At 67.3% G+C, this 22,879-nt stretch carries 25 protein-coding genes; 14 read left to right on the forward strand and 11 right to left on the reverse strand.

The features are described from left to right. Positions 1-142: 142 nt before the first annotated feature. Positions 143-637 (reverse strand): DUF3841 domain-containing protein, encoded by a 495-nt coding sequence (locus HNR40_RS24635; RefSeq protein ID WP_184965145.1) that lies wholly within the window; start codon positions 635-637, stop codon positions 143-145. Between the two features lie 186 nt (positions 638-823). Then, the gene (locus HNR40_RS24640; RefSeq protein WP_184965147.1) at positions 824-1,411 is read right to left on the reverse strand and encodes a TetR/AcrR family transcriptional regulator; all 588 of its coding nucleotides are present in this window, start codon (positions 1,409-1,411) and stop codon (positions 824-826) included. A 205-nt stretch (positions 1,412-1,616) separates the two neighbouring features. Here HNR40_RS24640 and HNR40_RS24645 point away from each other — a divergent pair, with 205 nt between their 5' ends. Both HNR40_RS24645 and HNR40_RS24650 read left to right on the forward strand, forming a co-directional pair. Further along, entirely contained in the window at positions 1,617-2,345 is a 729-nt protein-coding gene (locus tag HNR40_RS24645) for a DUF998 domain-containing protein (RefSeq protein ID WP_312896497.1), read from the forward strand. Between the two features lie 243 nt (positions 2,346-2,588). Further along, positions 2,589-2,849: a Rossmann-fold NAD(P)-binding domain-containing protein gene (locus tag HNR40_RS24650; protein ID WP_221340758.1), complete on the forward strand. Its 261-nt coding sequence runs from the start codon at positions 2,589-2,591 to the stop codon at positions 2,847-2,849. 187 nt (positions 2,850-3,036) lie between these two features. On the opposite strand, the gene HNR40_RS24655 is transcribed toward HNR40_RS24650, so the two are convergent. From HNR40_RS24655 to HNR40_RS24665, 3 genes are all read right to left on the reverse strand, one after another. Continuing rightward, the gene (locus tag HNR40_RS24655; protein ID WP_184965149.1) at positions 3,037-3,654 is read right to left on the reverse strand and encodes a stage II sporulation protein M; all 618 of its coding nucleotides are present in this window, start codon (positions 3,652-3,654) and stop codon (positions 3,037-3,039) included. Between the two features lie 95 nt (positions 3,655-3,749). Continuing rightward, positions 3,750-4,394, reverse strand: a complete 645-nt coding sequence (locus tag HNR40_RS24660; protein WP_184965151.1) for a hypothetical protein — start codon at positions 4,392-4,394, stop codon at positions 3,750-3,752. A 407-nt stretch (positions 4,395-4,801) separates the two neighbouring features. After that, complete coding sequence (locus HNR40_RS24665; protein WP_184965153.1) at positions 4,802-5,296, reverse strand: hypothetical protein; 495 nt, start codon at positions 5,294-5,296, stop codon at positions 4,802-4,804. Between the two features lie 141 nt (positions 5,297-5,437). On the opposite strand from HNR40_RS24665, the gene HNR40_RS24670 reads away from it, so the two are divergent. Both HNR40_RS24670 and HNR40_RS24675 read left to right on the forward strand, forming a co-directional pair. Next, positions 5,438-6,628 (forward strand): DUF3500 domain-containing protein, encoded by a 1,191-nt coding sequence (locus HNR40_RS24670; RefSeq protein ID WP_184965155.1) that lies wholly within the window; start codon positions 5,438-5,440, stop codon positions 6,626-6,628. A 1,358-nt stretch (positions 6,629-7,986) separates the two neighbouring features. Beyond that, complete coding sequence (locus HNR40_RS24675) at positions 7,987-8,802, forward strand: helix-turn-helix domain-containing protein (RefSeq protein WP_184965158.1); 816 nt, start codon at positions 7,987-7,989, stop codon at positions 8,800-8,802. Positions 8,803-8,919: 117 nt separating this feature from the next. Here HNR40_RS24675 and HNR40_RS24680 read toward each other — a convergent pair whose 3' ends face one another. Further along, positions 8,920-9,261 (reverse strand): hypothetical protein, encoded by a 342-nt coding sequence (locus HNR40_RS24680; protein ID WP_184965160.1) that lies wholly within the window; start codon positions 9,259-9,261, stop codon positions 8,920-8,922. A gap of 236 nt (positions 9,262-9,497) precedes the next feature. Beyond that, entirely contained in the window at positions 9,498-10,223 is a 726-nt protein-coding gene (aztA, locus tag HNR40_RS24685) for a zinc ABC transporter ATP-binding protein AztA (protein ID WP_184965162.1), read from the reverse strand. Positions 10,224-10,239: 16 nt separating this feature from the next. On the opposite strand from aztA, the gene aztB reads away from it, so the two are divergent. From aztB to aztD, 4 genes are read left to right on the forward strand one after another with little or no spacing between them, the layout of a single operon-like run. Continuing rightward, positions 10,240-11,067 (forward strand): zinc ABC transporter permease AztB, encoded by an 828-nt coding sequence (aztB, locus tag HNR40_RS24690; RefSeq protein WP_184965164.1) that lies wholly within the window; start codon positions 10,240-10,242, stop codon positions 11,065-11,067. Continuing rightward, positions 11,067-12,173, forward strand: a complete 1,107-nt coding sequence (locus HNR40_RS24695; protein WP_184965166.1) for a hypothetical protein — start codon at positions 11,067-11,069, stop codon at positions 12,171-12,173. Before aztB ends, HNR40_RS24695 begins: the two co-directional genes overlap by 1 nt. Continuing rightward, positions 12,170-13,045 carry a zinc ABC transporter substrate-binding protein AztC gene (gene aztC / locus HNR40_RS24700; RefSeq protein WP_184965168.1) on the forward strand — a complete coding sequence of 292 codons (876 nt, stop codon included), beginning with the start codon at positions 12,170-12,172 and terminating at the stop codon, positions 13,043-13,045. Before HNR40_RS24695 ends, aztC begins: the two co-directional genes overlap by 4 nt. A gap of 14 nt (positions 13,046-13,059) precedes the next feature. Beyond that, complete coding sequence (gene aztD / locus HNR40_RS24705; protein ID WP_184965170.1) at positions 13,060-14,187, forward strand: zinc metallochaperone AztD; 1,128 nt, start codon at positions 13,060-13,062, stop codon at positions 14,185-14,187. Positions 14,188-14,668: 481 nt separating this feature from the next. Here aztD and HNR40_RS24710 read toward each other — a convergent pair whose 3' ends face one another. Then, positions 14,669-14,971 carry a hypothetical protein gene (locus tag HNR40_RS24710; protein ID WP_184965172.1) on the reverse strand — a complete coding sequence of 101 codons (303 nt, stop codon included), beginning with the start codon at positions 14,969-14,971 and terminating at the stop codon, positions 14,669-14,671. 552 nt (positions 14,972-15,523) lie between these two features. After that, positions 15,524-16,195, reverse strand: coding sequence for a TetR/AcrR family transcriptional regulator (locus HNR40_RS24715; RefSeq protein ID WP_184965174.1), 672 nt, complete (start codon positions 16,193-16,195; stop codon positions 15,524-15,526). Positions 16,196-16,327: 132 nt separating this feature from the next. Here HNR40_RS24715 and HNR40_RS24720 point away from each other — a divergent pair, with 132 nt between their 5' ends. Both HNR40_RS24720 and HNR40_RS24725 read left to right on the forward strand, forming a co-directional pair. After that, the gene (locus HNR40_RS24720) at positions 16,328-17,524 is read left to right on the forward strand and encodes an oxygenase MpaB family protein (protein ID WP_246509391.1); all 1,197 of its coding nucleotides are present in this window, start codon (positions 16,328-16,330) and stop codon (positions 17,522-17,524) included. A 31-nt stretch (positions 17,525-17,555) separates the two neighbouring features. Continuing rightward, positions 17,556-17,909 carry a DoxX family protein gene (locus tag HNR40_RS24725; protein ID WP_184965176.1) on the forward strand — a complete coding sequence of 118 codons (354 nt, stop codon included), beginning with the start codon at positions 17,556-17,558 and terminating at the stop codon, positions 17,907-17,909. A gap of 162 nt (positions 17,910-18,071) precedes the next feature. Here HNR40_RS24725 and HNR40_RS24730 read toward each other — a convergent pair whose 3' ends face one another. Beyond that, positions 18,072-18,509 (reverse strand): hypothetical protein, encoded by a 438-nt coding sequence (locus HNR40_RS24730; RefSeq protein WP_184965178.1) that lies wholly within the window; start codon positions 18,507-18,509, stop codon positions 18,072-18,074. A gap of 663 nt (positions 18,510-19,172) precedes the next feature. On the opposite strand from HNR40_RS24730, the gene HNR40_RS24735 reads away from it, so the two are divergent. The 4 genes from HNR40_RS24735 (at position 19,173) to HNR40_RS24750 (ending at position 21,267) form a co-directional block, all read left to right on the forward strand. After that, complete coding sequence (locus tag HNR40_RS24735; RefSeq protein WP_184965180.1) at positions 19,173-19,511, forward strand: hypothetical protein; 339 nt, start codon at positions 19,173-19,175, stop codon at positions 19,509-19,511. Further along, positions 19,508-19,702 (forward strand): helix-turn-helix transcriptional regulator, encoded by a 195-nt coding sequence (locus HNR40_RS24740; protein WP_184965182.1) that lies wholly within the window; start codon positions 19,508-19,510, stop codon positions 19,700-19,702. The genes HNR40_RS24735 and HNR40_RS24740 overlap by 4 nt, the downstream gene beginning before the upstream one ends. A gap of 136 nt (positions 19,703-19,838) precedes the next feature. Continuing rightward, entirely contained in the window at positions 19,839-20,540 is a 702-nt protein-coding gene (locus tag HNR40_RS24745) for an alpha/beta hydrolase (RefSeq protein WP_184965184.1), read from the forward strand. A 160-nt stretch (positions 20,541-20,700) separates the two neighbouring features. After that, positions 20,701-21,267: a dihydrofolate reductase family protein gene (locus tag HNR40_RS24750; RefSeq protein ID WP_184965186.1), complete on the forward strand. Its 567-nt coding sequence runs from the start codon at positions 20,701-20,703 to the stop codon at positions 21,265-21,267. Positions 21,268-21,397: 130 nt separating this feature from the next. Here HNR40_RS24750 and HNR40_RS24755 read toward each other — a convergent pair whose 3' ends face one another. Beyond that, positions 21,398-22,408, reverse strand: coding sequence for an RNA polymerase subunit sigma-70 (locus HNR40_RS24755; RefSeq protein WP_184965188.1), 1,011 nt, complete (start codon positions 22,406-22,408; stop codon positions 21,398-21,400). Positions 22,409-22,879 lie beyond the last annotated feature (471 nt).

The raw sequence follows: 22,879 nt of genomic DNA on the forward strand, positions 1-22,879 counted from the left end.
CCGGGGTGGGCTGGCCAGGACCCGATCTGGCGGAACCAAGCTGATCGCGGCCGGACTGGCCATCCCCTCACCATCGTCGACACCCAGCGCCGCCGTGGTCGCGGCGCTGTTGCCGGATCGTGAGACGCTCGCGGCCGCGAGGTCAGGAGTCCTGCGCCGGATCAAACGGTTCCAGAGGGCGGGCACTGCGCACATGTCCAGCCAGTACGCGTGGCGAGCACGCCTGCACACCGGCGAGCTCGTCCCGATCAATCGACCAGTTCATGGTCGCCGGCCCTTCGCCCAGGAAAATCGCTTCCATGAAGTCGTTCCAGCGTCCGTACGAGCTGAGCACGACCATCTCGTCCGGCACATCCAGGTCCAGGACGACGTAACGGGCATACTCCTCGTCGGTCTCCGGGCTGAGGAGGAGCTCAGCCGTGACGGCGACCGCGTTGTCGCGGGTGTCCCGCCCGAGCCACGCCCACACCGGCGGGCGGCCCCGGCAGTCGAGGCCGCGCCTGGTCATCTCCGCCACCATCTCCTCGTACGCCGGCCGGTACGACGAGACCAGCAGGCGGTCCCAGTCGCCGACCAGCTCGCCGTCGGTCTTCAGCGAGTCGAGAATCGCCCGGTGCTGCACTGTCCACAATCGCACCGGGCGATTCTGGCAAAGACGGCACAGTTCATGCCACACCATTGAATCTGGCACCGGTCATGCCAGGATCGCAATCGGCTTCGTCCTTACCCATCGCAGCCAGCTAGTAGTAGCCCTCGGTTGCGGCCGGCCGCGCGGGTCTACGGCAGGGCCACGGCGATGCCCGACAGGGGCCAGTGGATGGATCTAGGCCTCGCCCTGGTACTGCGCCCAGCCCTCATCGAGGAGTCGAAACCCCGCATCGATCGTCGCCTCCGGATCGGCGTCCCGGGTGGCGTTGAGCTGTATCTGGAGGGCGAACCGGACGTAGAAGCGGATCTCGTCGCTCGGTTCGGCGAGCCCGAACTCCTCGGTGATCGCCGCGATCAGGGCGTCCTCGTGGCGGAACCACATCCGTTCGGCGTACTCGATGAGGGCGGGTGTCTGTTCCATCAGGGCGAGGAGCTGACGTTGGGGCTCGGACCCGAGCGCGGCGATCTCAGCGAGGTAGTGCGCCTTCAGCGCGGCGGAGATCGAGGTCCCCGGCGCTCGGTCACGTATCGCAACCACGAGTTGCTCATGCCGCTCGTCCTCGTCGCCGAACGCGAGCGCCTCCTTCTGCGGGAAGTGCGCGAAGACGGTGGTCGGCGACACATCGGCCTTGTCGGCGATCTCGCGCACGCTCACAGCGTCGAACCCACGCTCAAGGAACAGCTCGTGCGCGGCTTCCACGATCAACGCCCGGGTCGCGGCCTTCTTGCGCTCCCGCCGCCCCGCTTGGTGCACATCGCTCATGCCCGTCATCGTACTGGATCCAGCCAATAGTTGGCTTGACACCGAAACTGGTATCGGTACAGTCATGTAGTGACACCAGGTACGAGAAACCGGATGTCGACGGAAGCAATCAGGCGATGACCTCGGACCCGCGGACCCAGATTCGGCTGCGTTCGTGCTCCGGAAAGCCACGCACATCATCGTGAGTACACGAAAGAAGGCAACCGTGAACGACGTAAAGGCCGAGCCGCTCACCCCAGGCGGCAATCGGATGATGCAACGTCGCTATGCCGGCGCCGTACTCATCGCCGGAGGAGCGATCTTCTTCCTCGCCGAGTTCATCGCCGCCGCGGCATGGACGAATCCTCCGTACAGCTACACCCACCACTACATCAGCAACCTCGGCGTCCGCGGCCCCTCGGAGGCATTCGGGCAGTTCATGTACTCGCCGCTCGCGTGGGTCATGAACACCGGTTTCTTCCTCTTCGGGATCACACTGTTCGTCGGCGCCGCCATGCTCAGGGGGCTGCATGGCCGGCGCCGCTGGGCAGTGCTCACACCGGCAGCCCTGCTGGCTGTCGGCGGCGTCCTGCTGGCCTTCTTCCCCGGATCCGGCGAAACGGCGCACGCGGCCATCGACTATCACGCACTGGGCGCCTTCGCGGGCATCGTCGGCGGCAACGTGCTCATCATCATTCTTGGACGGCTGCGCCGAGACGTCGACATCACTGCGAAGACCGGCAAGGCCATGGTCGTCCTCGGCGTGTTCGGCCTCGTGGCCCTGGTGGGATTCCTCGCCCTAGCCGGCTCAGGCACCAACGTCCTCATCGGCCTGGTCGAACGCTGCGCCGTATATCCACTCCTCATCGGCCTGATCGGCGCGGGAGCATCCATCTGGAACCGCAACACCCCAGAACACGGCAGCAGCACGACGCCCTCGACCCGATCTGCCTGAAGGTCATCGGCAAGCTGGCCATGACGGGACCTGGGCCGATCCCCACCACGCTGTCCGACATCCTCGAGGGCGACGTGCAAAGGAAGGTTCTCCCGCTCGAGCCCGGCCCACCGCAACGCGTCGCCGCGATCGCGGACGGTCGATTACCGACACCGTCCCGAGCCCACCTGCGCCCGAACGGCGGCCGCCTGCCTGCTGGATGACCGGCACACCGGCGCCGTCTACGAGCCGACCGGCCCGGAGGTGATCGCTCCACGCCGGCAGGCGGAGGCGATCGCCGCCGCATTGGGTTCGCCGGTGAGGTTCCACGAGCTCACCCGCGACGAGGCCAAGGCCGCCATGACCCCGAGCATGCCGGCGGAACTCGCCGACGACACTCTGGACATCCTCGCCTCCCCGAACCCGGCCGAGCTACGCGTCAGCCCGGACGTCCAGCAGGTCCTCGGCCGCGCCCCACACCCCTTCGCCGACTGGGCCACCCGTAACCTCAACGCGTTCCGCTGAGCCTGGTCAGCGTTGACGACCTGCTCCCCGATCGCCTCCAGCGGGAGCGGGCCGCCGCTACGTCTCGTCACCTCGGTGACGAGAAGCGTCTCCAGACGAGGTTCATGTGCGCCCATACCGATCACCTGCCACCCCACCCTGACCGTGGTCCCCGCGAGCTGACGGTCCCCACCTTCCATGGGGGCAGTCAGGCGCCGAGCACCAGCGGTACCAGGAAGTAGATCTCGACAGCCTCATAGCCCGCGCCGATGACGAAGAGCACAAGCGCCGGAAGCCAGAGCCAGCCAAGCCGACTCAGACCGCCCACATAAGCCTGTCGTCGCGTGGTGGCACCCACGGTCGCCGGCCGGAGCCAGGCCCTGCCCAGCAGATAGGCGCCGAACATCACCAGTACATAGGCCTGGAACTCGATCAGGATGGTCGGGGCGTGCGGGATGAGGATCAGGGCCGATGTCCGGTTCACGGGCGCGAGGATGATCCCGATGTCGATCGTCTTGATCACGAAGGCCAGAAGGCCCGCGAAGGGGATCACGAGCGACGGCAGGACGATGAGCAGCAGCGCTGTCGCGAACACGTTGACCAAGAAGATGGTCGCGCCGAAAGTCCAGGGGCTGCCGATCACGGTGTTGACGAGCGCCCCCTGGTCGCCGTCGACGAACGAGGACGTACGCGCGGCGTGGAGATCGGGGAAGATCACAGCCAGGGCCATGCCCAGGAGGAGCACGCCGTAGGCGAGGGCATTGATCAGCAGGTACGCGCGCATGTCGGCACGGATGATCTGGAACGGTCGGCGAAGGCGGTTCATGAGTCTCGTGTCCGTTTCTCTGGTGATCGCCTGCCGGAGCAGACTCTGGGGGTTACCACTGCGTGCGCACCCGGCCCCGCAGCCTGGGTAGCCGGTCAGTTGCCACCGGCGTCGAGCAGCCAGTGGTAACGCAGCCGCAGCGCCCGTTCCGTGCCGGCCAGCGCGGCGCCGAGGCCGAGCGTGATGTTGAGCCAGAGCGGCAGGTGGATGGGGGAAGTGAAGGTGCCGAGGTTCTCGGCGATGAGCGGCACCTGCGCGATCGGCCCGATGATCTGCGGGAGGTTCAGCCCCACGCCGATCACGAGCATCACGACCGAGGTTGCGGCGACCATGCGGCTCGCCGTCGGATGATCACGCTCGAGACGGGCCCGCCTGCCCTCGCGCGATTTCGGGTCGGGAACGAGTTGGTGCTCTTCGCCCGTGGTGGTGACGTAGTGGCAGCGCTTGATCCCGAAGCTGCTCGTCGCGACCTCGATGACGCCGCCCTCCACCGGGAACACGGCGGGGATCTTGGACTGCGCGTGATGGCGGCCGTCGAGGTAGAGGTGTGCCGTGGCCTCGCCGCCCGGCCGCCGCACGTCGACGGCATATGCCCCCGGCCGCCGGCCGTCGAATGATGGCCGAAGGTGGAACAGCGCACGCCCTAACGGCAACTGCCACCAGCGAAACCGCTGCAGAGGACGCCCGTCGCCCTGCTTGACCCGCCGGATCGCCCGATTGCGCCGCCATGCCTTCACCATGTTCGCCTCCGCTCCCCGGCCAATCCGGCCGATGCTCCTTGGATCGCTTCACCACAACCCCGACTAACACACTGTGCTAGCGACTCCATGGCCAAGCTATCACAGCGTGCTAGTACAGTGCGATAGTGATGGAGAACGAGCAAGGCGGAGGCTCATGTGATGACCCCGGGGCGAGGCTCAGCGTGCGAGCGGTCGCCGCCCGCGCGGGAGTGAGCACGGGATCCCTCCGGACCCGTGCACGCCGTACCGCTGTAACCGGGAGACCACGCGCCGCTCCCTTACCGCCAAACCAGACACCCGAGCGCGGTGACGAGGAGGATGAGGCCAATCAACATGATCGTCATGCGCGGCATACTAGGGAAACCCGTGAAACGACAAGCGGCGACCGCCGTACACGAGCTTCGCAGTTACTTGTTCAAGGGTCGGAGCAGGCTTCGGCCGGAATTGGGCGGGATCGTGGCGGCCACCGCGGCATGGTCCTCAAGAATCTGCAGCAGGTGAGGTAGTGGGACCAGTTCGCGTTCCCGGTGTACGAATGGAGCGATGGCCTGCCAGGTCCGTACGACCCTGTCGTTGAGCGTCATCAGGTAACGGTCGTCGATGATGCCGAGCCGTTCCAGGATGACGAAGTTGTGCAGGAAGAACGCGACGTCGTAGACGGCTTCCTGGGCTTCCGCGGGCAGGCCGGAGATACCGAGAGCGGGATCGTGTTCGGCACCGAGCCGCTGAACGACGTACCGATGGTGTTCGTGGAACGTCGGCGACCGGAAGACGTCAAGTAACGCCAGATACGCAGGAACGTAATTGGCGCGCTTCATAGATGTCACCTGCTGGAAAGCGAAGTAGACCGAACTCAACAGCGCCAGAACGGATAAGCCGATCGCCACAGCATTGAGAATCATGGTCAATCCCCCAGCCCGCCAACTCGTTTAGCAGTAGAACGGAACCAGCGAGACCCAGGTTCCAGGGTCCCTGAGCAAAGTCGGCCTTCGCCGCGTCATCGCTCAAGGCGCCGCTGGATTTCCGCGAGCGAGGGAGCCCGCATGGTGAGCGACGACAGCCACTCAGCGACTTACGCACGTGAGAAGGCGGCGGCCGCCATGACCAGTGCCGCCACCACCTGGCTCAACTCCCTGGACAACGACCAGTCGGGGCTTGCCGCATGGGCTTCCCCGCTGAACCCGGCAGCGGAAAAGGAGCGGCTGTGCTGGTTCTACACCCCGACGGATCATGGCGGACTCGCCATCCGTGACCAAAGCGCCCATCAGCAAAGTCTGGCCATGCGGTTAGTGGCCAGCGGGCTGTCGATCGAAGGCTTCGCCACCGTCGCCATGGTGATGGGTCTGGAGAACATCCTGGACCAGCTCGAGGGATGGGGCTCCACTCTGGGCCGCCAGCGCGGCCGGGATCCTGGCCTGTACTGGCTCCGAATCTTCGGCAGTCCTGGGGACCACGTCTGGGCGTGGCGGTTCGGAGGCCACCACATTTCCCTGAACAATGTGATCATCGCGGGCCAGGTGATCGCGACGACCCCCTGCTTCATCGGCGCCGACCCTGCCAGGACCGAATTGCTGGGCGGCTCTCTGCGGCCCCTCGAGGGAGTGGAGGACGCGGCGCATGACTTGGTGCGCACATTAAGTCCCGACCAATTTCGACAGGCCCTTCTCCATACCACAGCAGTGTCGGACATCGTCTCCGGCAACCGGCCGCAGGTCTGTCATGGCGACACGATGATTCACATGCAGAACCTCTGGAGAAGGCCGTTCCCCGACCCCGCAATGGACGAATTCGTCAACGACATCGACCGCCAAGCGGAAGCGAGCAGCGGATACACCGAAGCCGACCATGCGCGCGTGGCGATCACCATTCCCCCGAACGGCATCAGCGCCCGGGACTTGAACGAAGAACAACGCCGCCTGCTGCGTCGACTTCTCAGCCGCTACACCGGACGCGCCCCCGAGGCTCTCGCCGAGGCACACGACGCCCACTACGCCGTCGATTCCGTGCTTGACGAGGTCCATTTCGCCTGGGCGGGAAGCATCGAGGAGGGAAAACCGCACTACTATCGGGCTCAGGGTCTCGACATTCTCCTCGAATACAACCACTCCCAGCGGAACGGCAACCACACCCACTCGGTCTGGCGTGACCTGCGCGCGGACTTCGGGTTGAACCAACTGGCCAACCTCCGACGTGAGCATCCTGAACCACCTCCGAGCACAACTGCCAAGACCTGACGCACAAACTCCGCACCGACGTGCTCGCCTCCTGCGTGAACAACCTGTATCGCGGGGAAACCGTCGCCTGGGTGCACGCCTCCCGGTGTCACCAAGAGGTATTGCTGAGGTACGGCGCCGCCCGCGCGAGCGGCTCACGAAAGTAACGACGAAGCACCGCCAACGTCTCCATACCGGCCCCCTGATTGCCTCCCCGCGCAAGCTGTGGCGTCCTGAGAAAAGGGGGCAAGGTCTGTGATGGTTTGTGCGGGGATGTGTGATCCGGTCAGGGCATCGGCATCACGCTGGGCACGCTGCATCCAGCCTTGCACTGGGCCAGCCCGTACCTGGAACGGCGGGCCGGGTGCTGCCAGGCGGAGGTCGATCTGGCTGGGCGGGGCATGATGTTGCGCCCCAGTGGACTGACCAGGCACGACAATGAGCCGTCAACCCTTTTGGCGACACGCAAAAAGCTCGCAGCCGCCGCCCGAACCTGGCATCCAGGCCAGTGGTCGCCCTACCCGATCAGCCGGTCACGGCGTACATGGACATGATCCCCAACGTCACGGGGCGCGCCGGCGATCTATACGAAGGAGTTCCTCGATGAAGCGCATCGCCATCAAACTGCTGACCGCTCTTCTGCTGTGAGTGACCGTCGTGGGCGTCCCTGCTGCCCTCGCCACTCCCGCGTCCGCCAACGATGCTTCCTGCTGCTGATCGGCGTGCGGCCAACCCTCTACCGGCCGGCGGTACCGACCCGTTCCGTCCCTGAATCCCGTACCCATGCCCAGTGGGCGGACCGCCGGCCTGATAGGCCGCTGGTCTCGGGATGGTCACCGGGAGCGGGAGCCGTAGAGCCGCCGCAAAAGACCGTCATCGGGACGGTTGCTATACGGCTGGGGTCATGTGGCTCCCGACCGTCGCTTGGACGAGCAGGTCACCAGAAGGCGAGTATCAGCCGCTGCGGTCAGTGCCTTGCGGGCTGTCCCGGAAAACTCTCCGCCGGCTGGAATGAGCGCGGCGTCTGTGCAACCGGTCTGCACCTAGAGTTCTGAAGGCATAGGACACCAGCAAGGTGGCTACAGCGATTACGCAGGCTGTGAGGGTCGAGCCGGCGATGGCAAGGGCGATGGCCGCGATCTCCAGGTCGGTCCGCACACCCCACGCTCGGGCTGCACGTCGATTCGCCCCTGGGACAGGCTCGTCTCGAATGCCGCTCATGCCGGTCTCCCTCCGTCGCGCTCTACCTCCGTGAATCCAGGTGTAGCCGCCGCACTCGCTGGTTCGTGCGTTCTTGAAAAGGAGGACATGCGACAGGATGACGTCGATCGTGAGTGAACGATGGCTGATCCCGCGGACATCGACGGACAATGGCTGACATGCCCTCGCGCTCGCGCAGCCTCAATCCTGACCTGCCGCTGGAACGCTTCGCCCTGGAGCTAAGAGATCTTCACCGGCAAGCGGGACGGCCGAAGCAGCGGCAGCTCGCCAACGCCATGCACTGCAGTCACGCGACTGTGTCGGCAATCCTCAACGGTCATCGTTTTCCCTCGTGGGAGCAGACGGAGGCGCTCGTACTCACCTGCGGGGGCGACATTCGGACGTGGAAGCATCGCTGGGCCGCGACCGACCGGGCGCTCGGCGCGGAACCAGCCATTGAGCACCCGGTCAGTGCTGGCATGCCGGGGCCGCCCCGGCACCTGTCCGGCCGGGAGTTCTATCGGGTGATGCTCGCCGAAGTGAACCGTGCCCGGTTTCGGATCATGACGACCTTCATCCGGCATCGGCCGCCAGAGTATTTCCTTGGATTCACCGACGGGGAAACCGCGCAAGTCGCCTCCGCATACTTCGAAAACGTCCTCCGATGGTCGGCGCTGCCCGGACCTCGCTCGGTACGTCGGATCATCTGCACTCCGAACACGGAGATGCAGGAATGGGCCCAACGGTTCGCACAGGAGACGGCGACCTATCCGCGTCACGAGATCCGCGTCGTGGATTGGCCCCTTGGAATAGATGCCGTCAACATGGCCATCTTCGACGACTCGGTGGTTTTGCTCGCCTTCACGTCCGGAGCGGCACAACAACTGGACGGGTTCCGAATCGATGAACCCGAGTTCGTCCGCTGTTCGGTCGGCCACTTCGAACAACTCTGGTCCATCTCCCGCAAGTTCGCCGTCCCCCCTCAGCACACGTGACGGTCCCTCCTGGGAGTGGCACCAGTGGCCTCCGCAGACCTACGGACGTCGTCAGACGCTGGTCCCGGCATGACGTGACGCCCACCGAACTCCCGGCCGGGTTCTCACGCGCTGCGATCATGGCTGGGCCGCACCGGGCACGCCCGACGCTCCTGGCTGACTGACCCAGTTCCTGGCCGGTTGGGGTGGGAGCCGGCACCTGCGCGGGATGAACGGGCTGCGCAGGCTGGTGGCCATCGACCTGAGCGCGGCGATCTTTCCCGACGCGGGGTTCTTGACCCGCGACACGTCGGCGACGATGACGTCAACCTGTCCAGAGCGCAGATCGCGATGGAAGTCCGAGAGCGGGGCGGAACCGGGGAAGGCGGACATCGCGGAGAGAAGTCCACCCCACAACAGGGTCACGACCAGGATCAGGCGGACCGCCAGGCCGGCGACGGACATGGAGGTCGCGATCATCACGAGCTTTCTACGGGAGAAGGGTGTCCGCGTAGAGGATAGGCTCCGCCGGAGCTGGTCAAACCCTCCTATAGCGATGGAGTTCGTATCAGACCAGCCGGGTCACGGGGCTTGATCGACAACGGAATCGTCAGTCGCGTTGGCGAACCGGATCGCCTCGAGTTGCCGCCAATCACCGTTCGGATGTCGGTGGATGGCGCCAACACGGGGGAAGGGTGAGCGGGGCCGGTGGATGCTCACGCTCTCCCGCACGTCGGTGGTGGGACGCGCTGTGCGGACAGGACTTCGCTCGGTGTTCCCTCTGCGGCGAGCCGTCCCTGGTCGAGCAGGAGGCAGTGGTCGGCGCGCTCCGCCATGCGCAGGTCGTGGGTGGCGTGGATCACGGTGGTCCCGTTGGCACGCATCTCGTCGAGAACGTCGGAGATGTGCTGCTGAGCCTCCACGTCCAGCCCTGTCGCGGGCTCGTCGAGCAGCAAGAGGTCAGGCTCCTGTGCCAGGCCCTGGGCAAGGAGCGTGCGCTGCCGCTGGCCGCCCGACAGTGCGCCCAGTTGGCGGCCCGCCAGTTCCTGGATTCCCAGCCGGACCATGCACGCGTCGACCACCGCCCAGTCCAGCCGTGACAGCGGCCGCCACGCACCGCGACGCGCCCAGCGGCCCATCGCCACCGTCTGCCTGACCGTGATCGGCAGCGTGTCGGGCGCCTCGCTGCGCTGGACCACATAGCCGGTACGGCTGCCGCCGTCCCGGGACACCGCTCCCGACAGTGGCTTGACGACTCCAGCCAGTACGGCCAGCAGCGTCGACTTGCCGGAACCGTTCGGCCCCACGACGGCGGTGACGCCCGGCCCCGGCAAGTGGGCATCGAGGCCGTGCAGGACCGTCCGCCTGCCGTACCCCGCGCTGAGATTTCTGATCACGACGGCCACGGGCACCTCCGACTTGAAATTGATAATGGTTTTCATTGTAGAGTGCTTTGCCATGGATTGGTTGCTAGATCCGTTTCAGGTGTCGTTCGTGCGGCATGCCCTGGTGGGCGGGATCCTCGTTTCGCTCATCTGCGCCCTGGCGGGGACGTGGGTGGTGCTGCGCGGCATGGCCTTCCTGGGCGACGCGATGTCGCACGGGATGCTGCTCGGGGTCGCCGTCGCCTCGTTGATCGGGGTCAATCTCCTGGTCGGCGCCTTGGTGAGCGCGGGCGGGATGGCGCTTGGCGTGAGCGCGATCAGCAGGTCGCCGAAGTTGTCGCAGGACACGGGCATCGGCCTGCTGTTCGCCGGGATGCTGGCGCTCGGCGTGATCGTGGTGTCGCATTCGGAGTCGTTCGCGGTGGATCTGACCGCGTTCCTCTTCGGCGACGTCCTCGGCGTGCGGCCGCGGGATCTCGTTCATCTGGGCGTCGCGCTCGGCGTCTGCGCGGTGGTCGCGCTGCCGGGTCATCGGCTCTTCGTCGCCCTGGCCTTCGACGCGCGTAAGGCGCACACGCTGGGCATGCGGCCGCGACTGGCTCACGTGCTGCTCCTCGCCCTGGTCACGGTGGCGATCGTCGCGTCCTTCCACATCGTCGGCACCTTGCTGGTCTTCGGTCTGCTGGTCGCGCCGCCCGCTGCGGCGGCGCTGTGGGCGAACCGCATCGCGATGATCATGCTCGGCGCCGCGGTGCTGGGTGTCGTCTCGACCGCGGCGGGGCTGGTGGTGTCGTGGCACGCCGGTACGGCCGCGGGCGCCACGATCGCGGCCGTCGCCGTTGCCCTGTTCTTCGTCTCCGCCCTCGGTCGCGGAGTTGCCGGAAGGAATCGAACGCAGTGATGAGGACCGCCCTCGCGGGCCTGCTGGCACTGGCCGGATGCGCCGCCGGGCCCACCGAGAACGCCGCTCCCCACGGTTACGTGGCGGGGGCGGAGGAGACGGCCGAGCCGCAGTACCGGCTTGTCCTGGCCGACGGCGCGAAGGCGTACGTCCTTGACCTGGTCAGCGGAAAGGTGTCCGTCGCGGGCGCGGCCGGGAATGTCACGGCGGTCACCGGCGACGGACGGCACGCCTTCCTGTCCGGCGGCGCGCTGCGGATCGTCGACGGCGGCGCGTGGATGGTCGATCACGGCGACCACGTTCACTACTACAGGTCAGCCGTTCGCGACCTCGGCGAGGTCGCCGGGCGGGGGCCGCACGAGGCGTTCAGCGACGCGGCCGTCACGGCCGTGCGGTTCGGGGACGGCACGGTCAAGCTGTTCGACCGGGGCCGCCTGGACAAGGGGGACATCTCCGAGATCGGCACGCTCTCGGCCGATGGTCCCGTCGTGCCCTACGCGGGGCACCTGCTCGTGGCCGATGGCGGCGCCGTACAGGTGAAGACCAGGACCGGGGCGCAGGCCCGCACGATCGCCGAAGGATGCCGCGAGCCGGAAGGCGCCGCCGTGACCCGCCGCGGCGTCGTCGTCGGCTGCGCCGACGGCGCGCTGGTCGTCGACGGGAACCTCGCGGGGAAGAAGATCCGCTATCCGGAAGAGGGGATGCGGGCGAGGGAGTTCCATCACCGGCCGGGCAGCACGACACTCGCCGCCAAGGCCGGTGACCAGGGCATCTGGGTGCTCGACGTGACCCGCTCAACCTGGAAACTGATCAGGAGCAAGGGCGTGCTCGCGGTGAACGCGGCCGGAGACGGCCTGCCCGTCCTGTCGCTGACCGGGGACGGAACGCTCCATTCCCACGATCCCGTCTCGGGGAGGCGGACTGCGCGCACGAAGCTGCTTGCCGTACCGAAGAATCCTGACATTCAGGTGGACACGGCCCGCGCCTACGTCAACGATCCCGAGCGCGGGGCCGTCCACGAGATCGACTACAACGACCGGCTCAGACGGGCGCGGACGTTCGAGCTCGGCTTCGCGCCGCGGCACATGACGGAGATCGGCCGATGAGCCGCGCCGCCGTCGCCCTCCTGGCGATCGTCCTGCTCGCGGGGTGCACCACGGGGATCGGGAACGGCACCGGCATCGTCGTCACCACGAACATCCTCGGCGACATCACCCGCAACATCGTCGGCGACGAGGCCGAGGTGACCGTGCTGATGAAGCCGGACTCCGACCCGCACTCCTTCGGCGTCTCCGCCCAGCAGGCCGCCCAGTTGGAACACGCCGACCTCGTCGTCTACAACGGCCTCGGGCTGGAGGAAGGCGTGCTGCGCAACGTCCGGGCCGCACGCGAAGCCGCCGTCCCCACCCTCGCGGTCGGGGACGGCGTGATCGGCGACGCGGACGCCGACCCGCACTTCTGGACCGATCCGCGACAGGTCGCCAAGGCCGTCGACCTGATCGCCGAGCGCGTCGTCGCGGAGGTCGACGGCATCGACGCCGCCCGGGTACGCGCGAACGCGGCCGCCTACCGGAGCCGCATCTCCGAACTGGACACCTGGATAGCCACCCAGATCGCCACCATCCCCACCAGCAACCGAAAGCTAGTGACAAATCACCACGTCTTCGGATATTTCGCCAAAAGGTATGGCTTCGCCGTGGTCGGGGCGGTGATCCCCAGCGGGACCACGCTCGCCTCCCCCAGCGCGTCCGACCTGAAGTCGCTCGCGGACGCCATCAGACGCACCAAGGTCAAGGCGATCTTCGCCGACTCCTCCCATCCCGACCGCCTGGCCCAGGTCCTGGCCTCGGAAACCCGCCTGGACGTACGGGTCGTCACCTTGTTCTCCGAGTCGCTCAGCCAGCGCGAACCGGGCGCCGCGACCTACCTGGACATGATGCGCACCAACACCACAGCCATCGTCACATCCCTCCAATGAAAGGTGTATTCACCATGCGTTTCCCGGCACTCGTCGCCGCCGGCCTCCTCCTGACCGCCTGCGGGACGACCTCGGAGGCGGCCGCCCCGCAGCCGGTCGCCGACCCGCTCGTCGCCACCTACTCCGGCGGCCTGTACGTCCTCGACGGCAAGACCCTCCGCCTGGCCAAGGACATCCCGCTGACCGGATACAACCGGGTCAACCCCGCCGGAGACGACCGCCACATGCTCGTCTCGACCTCCACCGGCTTCCGCGTGCTCGACGCCGTCACCCCCGCGCTCAAGAACGACGAGTTCAAGGCCGCCAAGCCGGGCCACGTGGTCAGGCACGGCGGCACCACCGTCCTGTTCGCCGACGGCAGCGGCGAGGTCACCCTCTTCGACCCCGCGCAACTCGGCGAGGGCCTGCCCAAGGGCGAGGTCTACACCGCCGCCGCCCCGCACCACGGCGTGGCCATCGAGCTCGAGAACGGAGAACTCGTCGTCACGCTCGGCACGGAGGAGGAACGCCGCGGCATCGTCGTCCTGGACAAGGACAGAAAGGAACTCGCCCGCAGCGAGCAGTGCCCCGGCGTGCACGGCGAGGCCACCGCCAGGGGCGAAGCCGTCGTCATCGGCTGCGAGAACGGCGTCCTCCTCTACAAGAACGGCAAGATCACCAAGATCGCGAGCCCTGACACCTACGGCAGAATCGGCAACCAGTCAGGCACCGACACGTCGCCCGTCGTCCTCGGCGACTACAAAACCGACCCCGACGCCGAACTGGAACGTCCCACCCGCATCTCCCTCATCGACACCGGCACCGGCAAGCTGCGGCTCGTGGAGCTCGGCGCCAGCTACACCTTCCGCTCCCTGGCCCGCGGTCCCCAGGGCGAAGCCCTCGTCCTCGGCACCGACGGCAAGATCCACGTCATCGACCCGGCGGCGGCCAAGGTCGTCAGGACCATCCCGGTCCTCGGCACCTGGACCGAGCCCCTGGACTGGCAGCAGCCCCGCCCGAACATCTTCGTCCGCGACCGGACCGCGTACGTCAGCGACCCGGCGAAGAAGCAGCTCCACGCGATCGACCTCGCCTCAGGCAAGATCCTCAAGACCGCGTCCCTCCCGGACACCCCCAACGAACTCAGCGGCATCACCCACTGAACAGTTGGAGCGTCTGCGATCGTTCCCGAGCAGCTGAACACATACTTCACGATGCCGTGGCTCGGTTGTCACCCCGACGAACACCTCAAGATCCCGCAGTCGGCCGAGCACCCGCAGGCCCGACTTTCGGGCCGTATGGGCGTACAACACCCCGCACCTTCGGGTGCGGGGCTTCTTCGCGTTGTACGGCTACGCCCGGGCTAGAGGTAGAAGAACCACCAGTCGCTGTCCCATTCGCAGTCGAAGGTGTGATGTGGCCCAGCTTCGCCAGCCGGTCTCTGCCGCGGTTGCACGAATCAAGGTTGTCGTAGGGCCCGCTCCACCCCGCCTCGGCCGTGGACGATGCTGTAGTGGCAGCCGATGCGGGAGCGGGAGCCACTGCCAGCAGAGTGCCGGCCGCCAAGGCGGCGGCCACGATGACCTTAGGCATGCGCATGATCACTCCTGTCGTGTTGGGCGATCTCATTGCTGCCTGGGGGTCTCACCAGACCCATTGCTCGAACCAGTAACCGTGGGGCCCGGTGTAGTGACAGGAGCCCGGCGGCCAGACCCGGACGCCGTCCTCCTCCAGCTCGTTCTTGACCCACCTGCAGACATCACCGGCGTTGAAGTAGCCAACGAACTCCCAATAGCCGTCGGCGTCGATCTGCGGAGCGGGGCCTGGGTCCGTGACGGACGTCGTTGAGGTTGATGTCGCGGTGGTGGCCAGGGCCGGCATGGCCGCCGACGCCAGCAGGGTGGAGGCTGCCAGTGCACTGCCGGCGATGAGTGTGGCTAAACGCATGATGCTCCCCGTTGAGTAGTGACCTGCGCTCGGTGCTGTGGAGCCGATCGATCAAACGCTGATCGGTTCAGCGTGCACGTTTCACGCTAGGGAACGTCACTTCGCCCGCTCCACGACTTTCACGCGTGCTTGAAGGTCCTACGTCGGCGGTTTCCCGATCAATACCGCCAGCAGCGAGCTGAACTGCTCCGTCTGCTTCAAGCGCCAGGTGAGGACGATGAGGCCATCAATCTCGATGGCCGGTGACAGCAAGGGGCTGCGGCGACACAGAAATCGCTGTTCTGTGCCGCAGCTTCCTGGTGATCACCGCGGCCTACGGCGCCAGCTCTCCGGCCGGGGGTGCGACTCCGGAACGTTCTGTGGCACAACCGCCCAGGAAACCCGCCAATGCCTGTCACCCCGTTGCCCGCGGCCGTCCGCGTGAGCGAGCGCCCAGGCGTCCAGGTCAGCGGCGGTGTTGTCGGGCATCCGCGAGCCCAGGCCCGTCCCGGAGCCTTCGCCGGCCTGCTACTGCTCCACCTCGACCAGCACCTGGTACGGCTGCGCGCCGGCTCACGGCGCTGGGGGGCGGGGGCCGAGCATGCCGTCCAGGATGACACGCGCCAACTCGCTCGCTCGTGCCACCATCTCGGGCTCCTGCCGGTCGGCGGGCTGGCCGAGCTTGGCCATCATCGGATTGCCGGTCATCGCGATCACCGGCCCGATCACCGCCGCGTACAGCATGTAGATGGGTGTGGGTGGCATGCGGCCCGAGTCGACCAGGCGCTGCACGCTAGGTTGCACGGCCGCGAGCGTCGGGCCGATGTAGCGCTCGACGAGGTAGTCCAGGCGCTCGCTCGCCCGGTGTGACTCTTCCATCATGAGCTGGTTCAGCAGTGGCGTGCGCGCGGAGATCTCATAGAAGCGCCGGACCACGGCGGTCAGCCTGGCCGCGTCGTCCACGGCGGGGGTCTCGGGGTGCAGGACGGGTGCCAGGTTGCGTGTCACGTCCTCCAGCGCGTGATCGACGACCGCCTGCCAGAAGGCCAGCTTGGAGCCGTATCGGTCGTTGATGAAGTTGTGGCTGACGCCCAGTCTCCGGGCCAGCTCGCGCATCGAGGCCCCGTCGTAGCCGAGCTCCACGAACGCCGCCAGGCCGTGGGTCAGGATTTCTTCGTCCGTGGGCGGGGTGGGTCCCTTGGCGGACGGGCGTCCGGGCCCGCGGCGTGTGTGCCGCTCCGTCATGCCAGTTCTCCTCCGGTTCGGGCCACCAGCGTGTTCGAGTCTAGATCCACTGCTTCGTGGTCACCGCAGCAAAACTTGACGACTGTCAGATTAAGCATATTCTGACAGTCGTCAGAATATCTAGGAGGATAGATGATGGGCGCCCTTCCCGTCGAAGATCAGACCGGCTCCCTGGTGAACGTGCCACGGTGGCCAACCGACCGATCCACCCGGGCTGCGGTCCTGGCCCAGTTCGGGCGTACGCGCGCCGACCTGATGGGCTGGGCACTGACCACCGGTGACCCGCTGGCCGACGCGGTGGTCGAGGAGATCCACGCGCACGGCCGGTCCGTTCGCGAGGTGTTGCAGCGCGGCATCGCCGAGGGACTGGGCGCGTTGACCGATCCGCCGCTCGCGGTGGCCGCGTTGCTGGCGCAGTCCGAGAGCGTGCCGGACTACGTCGATGACGAGCTGCTCGATCGCGGGTCGCTCCCCTACTTCGCCGCGCCGGCGCCCGCGCACGCGATCTCCCTGAGCGCCGGGGCACTGGTGCGTACCTATGAGTCCCCCTCGATCGCGCAGGTGCTGGCCATGACCGGACGGCTGCTGGAGGGGGCGCCGCGCCGCCTGCAGGAGACCGGCCTGTGGGTCAACACCGTGATGCTGCCCGGTTCACTGCGCCGGGGCCGGCCGGGTTACGTGGCCACCCTGCAGGTGCGGATGTTGCACGCGCACATGCGCCGCCTGGCTCGGACCCGCGGCTATGACGAGGCCGCCCTGGGCGTACCCATCAATCAGGTTGATCTCGCCCGGACCTGGATGGACTTCACGCTCACCCCCTATCGCGCCGAAGAGCGGATGGGCTGGGCGCTCAGCGCCGCCGAAGCCGCCTCCCTGTACCGCTATTGGTGGTATGTCGCCCACCTGCTCGGCATCGACGCCCGCCTGGTCGAAGGTATCCGCGACCATTCCGCGGCCCAGCGGGTCGACGACCTGCTGCAGGCGGTCACCGGTCCGCCGATCCCCGAATCCGGCCAGCTCGCCATGGCGACCTTGCGCACCATCGCCGGTGAGTTGCACCAGTTGGCGCGCATTCCGCCCAGTGCCGGGTTGCCCGCCCTGTTCGCCCTGACCCGCCAATTTCATGGCAACGGCCGCGCCGACGAGTTGGACCTGCCCGCCGCGCCGGTCCTCGACGCCGTCCTGACCCCGCTCATCCTGGCCAACCGGCTCACCCGCGCCCGCCGGCGCCGCGATCCGGCCGCCTGGCGCCGTCGCCAGGAAACGAACATCGCCGCCGCTCGCGCGCTGACCAGCCAAAACCTCGATCAGGCGACCTTCCGGCACTGACACCAGCGGACCTGGCGCATAGGAGTCACAGTTGTTTGTCGTCACCGTCGTCCTGACGATCCTGCTCGCGCTGCTCTTCTCCGGCACCGGAATACCCAAGGTGGCCGGCATGGAGACCAGCCTGCGGCGCGCCCACCACATCGGGGTCGGCCCCCGCCTGAACCGCCTCATCGGCATCCTGGAAATCTGCGGAGTGCTCGGGCTGCTGATCGGCCTGTGGCTGGCCTGGCTCGGGGCTTTGGCGGGGGCCGGCCTGGCCGCGTTGATGATCGGCGCCATCGCCACGCACGTACGCGCCGGCGACGACCGCAAGGCGATCGCCATTCCCGCAATCGTCGCACTCCTGACGGCTGCCTATACGGTCACGCGCTTGATCAGTGCGTGATCGGGTGGCGAGCTGTCGCGGTGGGGCACTCCCCTGGCTCAGCTCCGGCGGGTGGGCTGAGCCGGCCGGATTCCCGGCCGCTTGTCCCTGAAGCCGGCGCTGGAGGGGCGCGGCTTCGTCTCCCTTTGGTGGTTGGCGGGCCGCGGGCCCAGGTCCATCAGCCTAAGGCGGCGGTTCGTCGCGCGCTTGACCTCGAGTGCGCTCGCCGCGGCCGGAAGTCGTGGCTTGGCCTGGGCAATGTCCGCGGTGGACGGCTTCGCTGATCAGGTCCACGAGGTTTCTCGTGTGCGGGATCGTGCGGGGGATGCCGATTCGGGATCCGTCACGGACTCGCACCTTGGCGATCGGACCCCACTCGCCCTCGCTGAAGTTGTCGTTGACGGCGTCTATGTCGTCCCAGGGGATCGAGCGGGTGCCGCGGGCGTCGACGTGGACGAAGCCACCCTGGTGCAGTTGGAACTGTTCGTCGCGGTGCCGCCGGTAGTGGATCACGTTCCGGGCCGAGAAGACCATGACGGTGAAGGCCAGGCCGGCCACCGAGGCGAAGCCGCCGATCGGGACGACGTGGCCGGAGGAGGACGGGGTGAGATCCCACACCATCACTCCTACTGTGGCCAGTAAGATTATTTCGACCCTGGAGACGACGATATTGCCGCCTTGGTTGACGTCGGTGGGACTTACGGGAGAGCCGACAGGCCTTACAGGCGAAAGTACTCCCCGAAGACGGCAGCGGAGCGGCCACCAAGGAGGCGGGGACGCTGACCGCAGCGCCACCACGGCACCCGCGGTGGCTGCGTTGGACACTGACTCCTCTCGGTCCTCGGGGTTGTGGTCGTTGCCGACTTCGGACGGGGCTATGGGTGTGCTGCTTTCACCTGCCACACAGCCAATCGCCGATGTGAAGCTTGCTATCCGGCCTGTTCGGTGATGCCCGCGAAACACCCGCTTCCAGGCGTTGCGTGCCCGGCTGGAACCTACGCGGAACACTCCGCCTGACGACTTGACCATGGACGCGGTGGCCGACCCGCTCAGGATCACGCGGAGAATCCATCCGCGCCATCGCCGCCGGGGTCGACCTTTCCATCGGCGTCGGCTCGGCCGATGTCAAGTGTGCTTGACATCGGCGCGGGCGCCTCCTACCGTGTCAAGCGTACTTGACTTCCGCCACAGGAAGGGCAACCCGTGCAAGCACACAACGAGACCGGGGCCTATCGGGACTCGGTCAAGACAACCGTTCGACTAGTCCTCTGGACACTCGCCTGGGTGGCGACCCTTGCCTTGGCCAGGTTCGGTCCCGGGCTCCTGTGGGATTCTCAGCAAGCGGTGGCGAGCTGGGCCGCAGTCGCCGCCAATCTTGTCGTCGGCATCGGATGGATCGTGGCCTTCGCACGCTTTCTCCGGGCACTCGATGAGTTGCAAAGGAAGTTCCTGCAGGATGCGCTGGAGATCACCCTCGGAGTGGGGGTGGTCGGCGGATTCGCCTACGTCGTCGCGGACGCCGCCGGCCTCGTCCCCTACGACGTCAACATCGCGCTCTTCCCCGTGCTCCTGGGCGTCGTCTACTCGATCGCCTTCGTCGTCGGCAAGATCAGATACCGATGAAGAACCGCCTCAAGGACCTTCGGACCGAACGCGCCTGGACGCAGGCTGACCTGGCTCAGCGTGTCGGCGTTTCTAGGCAGACGATCAACGCGATCGAAACAGGAAAGTTCGACCCGAGCCTTCCCTTCGCCTTCCGTCTCGCCAAGCTGTTCAACCTGAAGATCGAAGAGCTCTTTCTCGACGATCAATGAAGCGCCACCTGCCGGACCCACGTGCGTACCTGCCGATGGAGACACCACCACGGCCGGCGACAGGGCATCACCGGTCGGGGGCGAGGACCTCATTTCCCTGCGCGAGGTAGAGGTATCCATGCGATTAGGTCTGACAGTGCTCATCATCGGTGCCGCCATCGTGGCGACGGGCGCACCGGTGACGGCCGTCCCGCCCGAGACTGCGGTCGCCGAAGCGGGGACGGCGGCGGCGCCCGTCTGGGGTGATTGCACGATGGCGCCGCAACGTGGCATCGAGCGCGACCCACGCCAGCAGTGCGCGATCTTGAAGGTGCCGCTGGACTACCGTGCCCCACGCGGGCGGACCATCGAGATCACGATCTCCCGCATCGCGACGGCGCGACCCGGGACGCGCCGCGGGATCCTGCTGTCCAACCCCGGCGGTCCCGGCGATCAAGGCCTCGACCTGGCCAGCGCGCTGGGGACCGTACTGCCCAGGAGGTTCTTGATCTGGCCGTGCGCGGCGTGGCCGACCCGTCCGGCCGAGCCGCCGGTGACGGTCACCGGCAACGGGGCGCGCAATGTGCTGATTCTGCAGAACACCCGCGATCCGTCCACGTCCCTGCGAAGCGCCCGCGGCCTGCGCGCCACGCTCGGCCGCCGGGCCGCCATGATCACCGTCGACCAGGGTGGCCACGGCGTGTTCGGATTGGGCAGCTGCGCCGACGAGGCGACGAACACCTTCCTGGCCACCGGGAAACTGCCGGCTCGGGACCGCTTCTGCCCGGCTCCGTCACCGGTCGGCGACACCGTGCGCTCCGCGGCCGTTCCGTACGTACCTCCAGGGTGGCCGCTGTAGTCGAGCCCGGCTGGGACAACGGCGGCTGGTGGGTGGTGCTCGAACCCTCCGGGTACGCCGTGTTGAGTCTGGGACCCGAGGGGATTGTCTGCCGCACCGATTAGGATTCGGCGCCGCGTCCGTCTGTATGTGTGAGATCGACTCACGGGAGGTTGACACGATGCGGAAACTGATCTTCGCCATGAACCTGAGCCTGGACGGCTACATCGCCGCGCCAGGCGACGACATCGACTGGAGCGGGCCGCCGAGCGACGAGCTGTTCCAGTGGTGGCTCGACAGGGAGCGGGCGAGCGGCCTGACGCTGTACGGGCGCAAGTTGTGGGAGACGATGAGCTCCCACTGGCCGACCGGCGACCAGCAGCCCGACGTAACCCCGGCGCGGATCGAGTTCGCGCGGAACTGGCGGGACACGCCGAAGGTGGTGTTCTCCTCGACGGTCGACAAGGTCGACTGGAACACCCGCCTGGTCACCGGCGACGCGGTCGCCGAGATCACCCGGCTCAAGGCCGAGGACGGCGCCCCGATGACCATCGGCGGCGCAACGCTCGCCGGGGCGGCCATGCGGGCCGGGCTGATCGACGAGTACGCCCTGGCCACCTATCCGGTCCTGGTGGGCCGGGGCACGCCGTTCTTCACGGCGCTGGACAGCTGGATGAACCTGACCCTGGTGGAGACGCGGACGTTTCCCGGCGGCGTGGTGCTGACTCGATACGAGACGAGGCGATGAGCACCCTTCGTTGCGTTCCGAGTGAGCTGTTGACCGGCTCGCTGGGGATGGGGACGACGGCGTCGTAAATCATGACGATGTTCTTCGGGTGCCCCGTCGGCAACGCCGGCGGGGCGTGCGGAGATTTGTCTCATCGCAGCGTCGGGGGCAGGCCCAGCCATGGTTTGTCGGTGGCGTCGAATCCGGTGAGCTCGGCGATCTTCCCGTCGACGATGTGCAGGACCGCGATGTTGAACAGCCGGTACTCCGGGTCGCCGGGGGTGCGGATGTACAGTGCGGCGGCCGGCATGAGGTTGACCGTCGTGGTGATGCAGCGCCAGTCGTCGTAGCCGGGCTGGAAGAGCCCGCCGGAGACCCAGCCGTCCACCGCGTCCTTGGCCGTCATGCTCACGGTGCCCGCCTCGGGCAGCATCGCGAAGCGCAGGTCGTCGCGCAACAGGGACGTCAGCCCGTCGAGGTCGTTGCGCTCATGGGCGTCGATGTACGACTTCACCACGCCGCGCTCGTCATCCGACAGCTCGTGGGTGGCGGGTCTCCGCCAGTCGAGGCGGCGGTCGGGTAGCTGCTCGCGCATCGTCACGCGGGCCCGCTGCAGTGCGCTGGTCACCGATGCGACGGTCAGCTCGAGCGCGTCGGCGGCCTTCGACGCCGGCCAGCCCAGGACGTCGCGCAGAATGAGCACCGCCCGCTGCCGCGGCGGCAGGTACTGGACCGCGACGATGAACGCCAGCTCGATCGTCTCCCGCGCCACCACCGATTCCTGCGGGTCCTCGGGGAGCATCTGATCGGGGTACGGCTGCAGGTACAGCATCTCGGAGCCGGGCTCCGGCAGCTCGGACGGCACGTGCGTGCGGTCGTTGCGCTTGTCCAGGAAGTCGAGGCAGGCGTTCGTCGCGATCCGGTACAGCCAGGTTCGCAGCGCGGCACGGCCCTTGAACGACTCCCGCTTGTTCCACGCCCGCAGGAACGTCTCCTGCGTCATGTCCTGGGCGTCCTCGTAGTTCGCGAGCATCCGGTAGCAGTGCACCTGCAGCTCACGGCGGTGGCGCTCCGTCAGGAGTGCGAACCTCGCCGGGTCGTCCGAGCGGACCGCGGCGATGAACGTGGCCTCCTCAGCGCCCAGCCCTCTGGCGTCGGTCATGGTCATCCATCCTTCCACCGGGTGCGAGGGGCTACCAGAACTGACGACGTGGCGGAGGATTTCTGATCGGTGGAGCCACTAGCACCAGGCCGGCCGCGTCGGGGCGATCCGGGGGACGTACTCCCCTATGCGGTCTTCCAGCACGTTGTACGGCGGCTTCTTCCACCTCGGCCGCAGACGAACGCGAGCGGGAAGGCGGCGGGGCCGAAACAGTCGCGGGCCGGATCGGCGAGGACCGTGGACCGCCCCGCGTCGGACGGTGGGACCAGGGCCGAATCCGGCCGCTCCATCCATGGCACGTCGTCCTGGTCCCCGTGCACGGCCTAGTAACGTCACCGCTCAGGCCTGCGAGCGCTACACCAAGCGCGCTGTCCTCTCACTCCCGGCCTGCGGGCCCGGCGGCAGGGAGTGGTGGGGCCCTCCGAGGGGACGTCTACGCCTTCCTGCGGGTCCAAGTGATCAGTCGGTAGC

This window comes from Nonomuraea endophytica, from assembly GCF_014203235.1.
In the GTDB taxonomy this organism is placed as follows: domain Bacteria; phylum Actinomycetota; class Actinomycetes; order Streptosporangiales; family Streptosporangiaceae; genus Nonomuraea; species Nonomuraea endophytica.

Coding starts and splice junctions, on each gene's coding strand:
- HNR40_RS24640 (WP_184965147.1), bottom strand. CDS start 1,411: ATGAGCGATGTGCACCAAGCGGGGCGGCGGGAGCGCAAGAAGGCCGCG.
- HNR40_RS24655 (WP_184965149.1), bottom strand. CDS start 3,654: ATGAACCGCCTTCGCCGACCGTTCCAGATCATCCGTGCCGACATGCGC.
- HNR40_RS24660 (WP_184965151.1), bottom strand. CDS start 4,394: ATGGTGAAGGCATGGCGGCGCAATCGGGCGATCCGGCGGGTCAAGCAG.
- HNR40_RS24665 (WP_184965153.1), bottom strand. CDS start 5,296: ATGATTCTCAATGCTGTGGCGATCGGCTTATCCGTTCTGGCGCTGTTG.
- HNR40_RS24670 (WP_184965155.1), top strand. CDS start 5,438: ATGGTGAGCGACGACAGCCACTCAGCGACTTACGCACGTGAGAAGGCG.
- HNR40_RS24675 (WP_184965158.1), top strand. CDS start 7,987: ATGCCCTCGCGCTCGCGCAGCCTCAATCCTGACCTGCCGCTGGAACGC.
- HNR40_RS24680 (WP_184965160.1), bottom strand. CDS start 9,261: ATGATCGCGACCTCCATGTCCGTCGCCGGCCTGGCGGTCCGCCTGATC.
- aztA (WP_184965162.1), bottom strand. CDS start 10,223: ATGAAAACCATTATCAATTTCAAGTCGGAGGTGCCCGTGGCCGTCGTG.
- aztB (WP_184965164.1), top strand. CDS start 10,240: ATGGATTGGTTGCTAGATCCGTTTCAGGTGTCGTTCGTGCGGCATGCC.
- HNR40_RS24695 (WP_184965166.1), top strand. CDS start 11,067: ATGAGGACCGCCCTCGCGGGCCTGCTGGCACTGGCCGGATGCGCCGCC.
- aztC (WP_184965168.1), top strand. CDS start 12,170: ATGAGCCGCGCCGCCGTCGCCCTCCTGGCGATCGTCCTGCTCGCGGGG.
- aztD (WP_184965170.1), top strand. CDS start 13,060: ATGCGTTTCCCGGCACTCGTCGCCGCCGGCCTCCTCCTGACCGCCTGC.
- HNR40_RS24710 (WP_184965172.1), bottom strand. CDS start 14,971: ATGCGTTTAGCCACACTCATCGCCGGCAGTGCACTGGCAGCCTCCACC.
- HNR40_RS24715 (WP_184965174.1), bottom strand. CDS start 16,195: ATGACGGAGCGGCACACACGCCGCGGGCCCGGACGCCCGTCCGCCAAG.
- HNR40_RS24720 (WP_246509391.1), top strand. CDS start 16,328: ATGATGGGCGCCCTTCCCGTCGAAGATCAGACCGGCTCCCTGGTGAAC.
- HNR40_RS24730 (WP_184965178.1), bottom strand. CDS start 18,509: ATGGTGTGGGATCTCACCCCGTCCTCCTCCGGCCACGTCGTCCCGATC.
- HNR40_RS24740 (WP_184965182.1), top strand. CDS start 19,508: ATGAAGAACCGCCTCAAGGACCTTCGGACCGAACGCGCCTGGACGCAG.
- HNR40_RS24750 (WP_184965186.1), top strand. CDS start 20,701: ATGCGGAAACTGATCTTCGCCATGAACCTGAGCCTGGACGGCTACATC.
- HNR40_RS24755 (WP_184965188.1), bottom strand. CDS start 22,408: ATGACCGACGCCAGAGGGCTGGGCGCTGAGGAGGCCACGTTCATCGCC.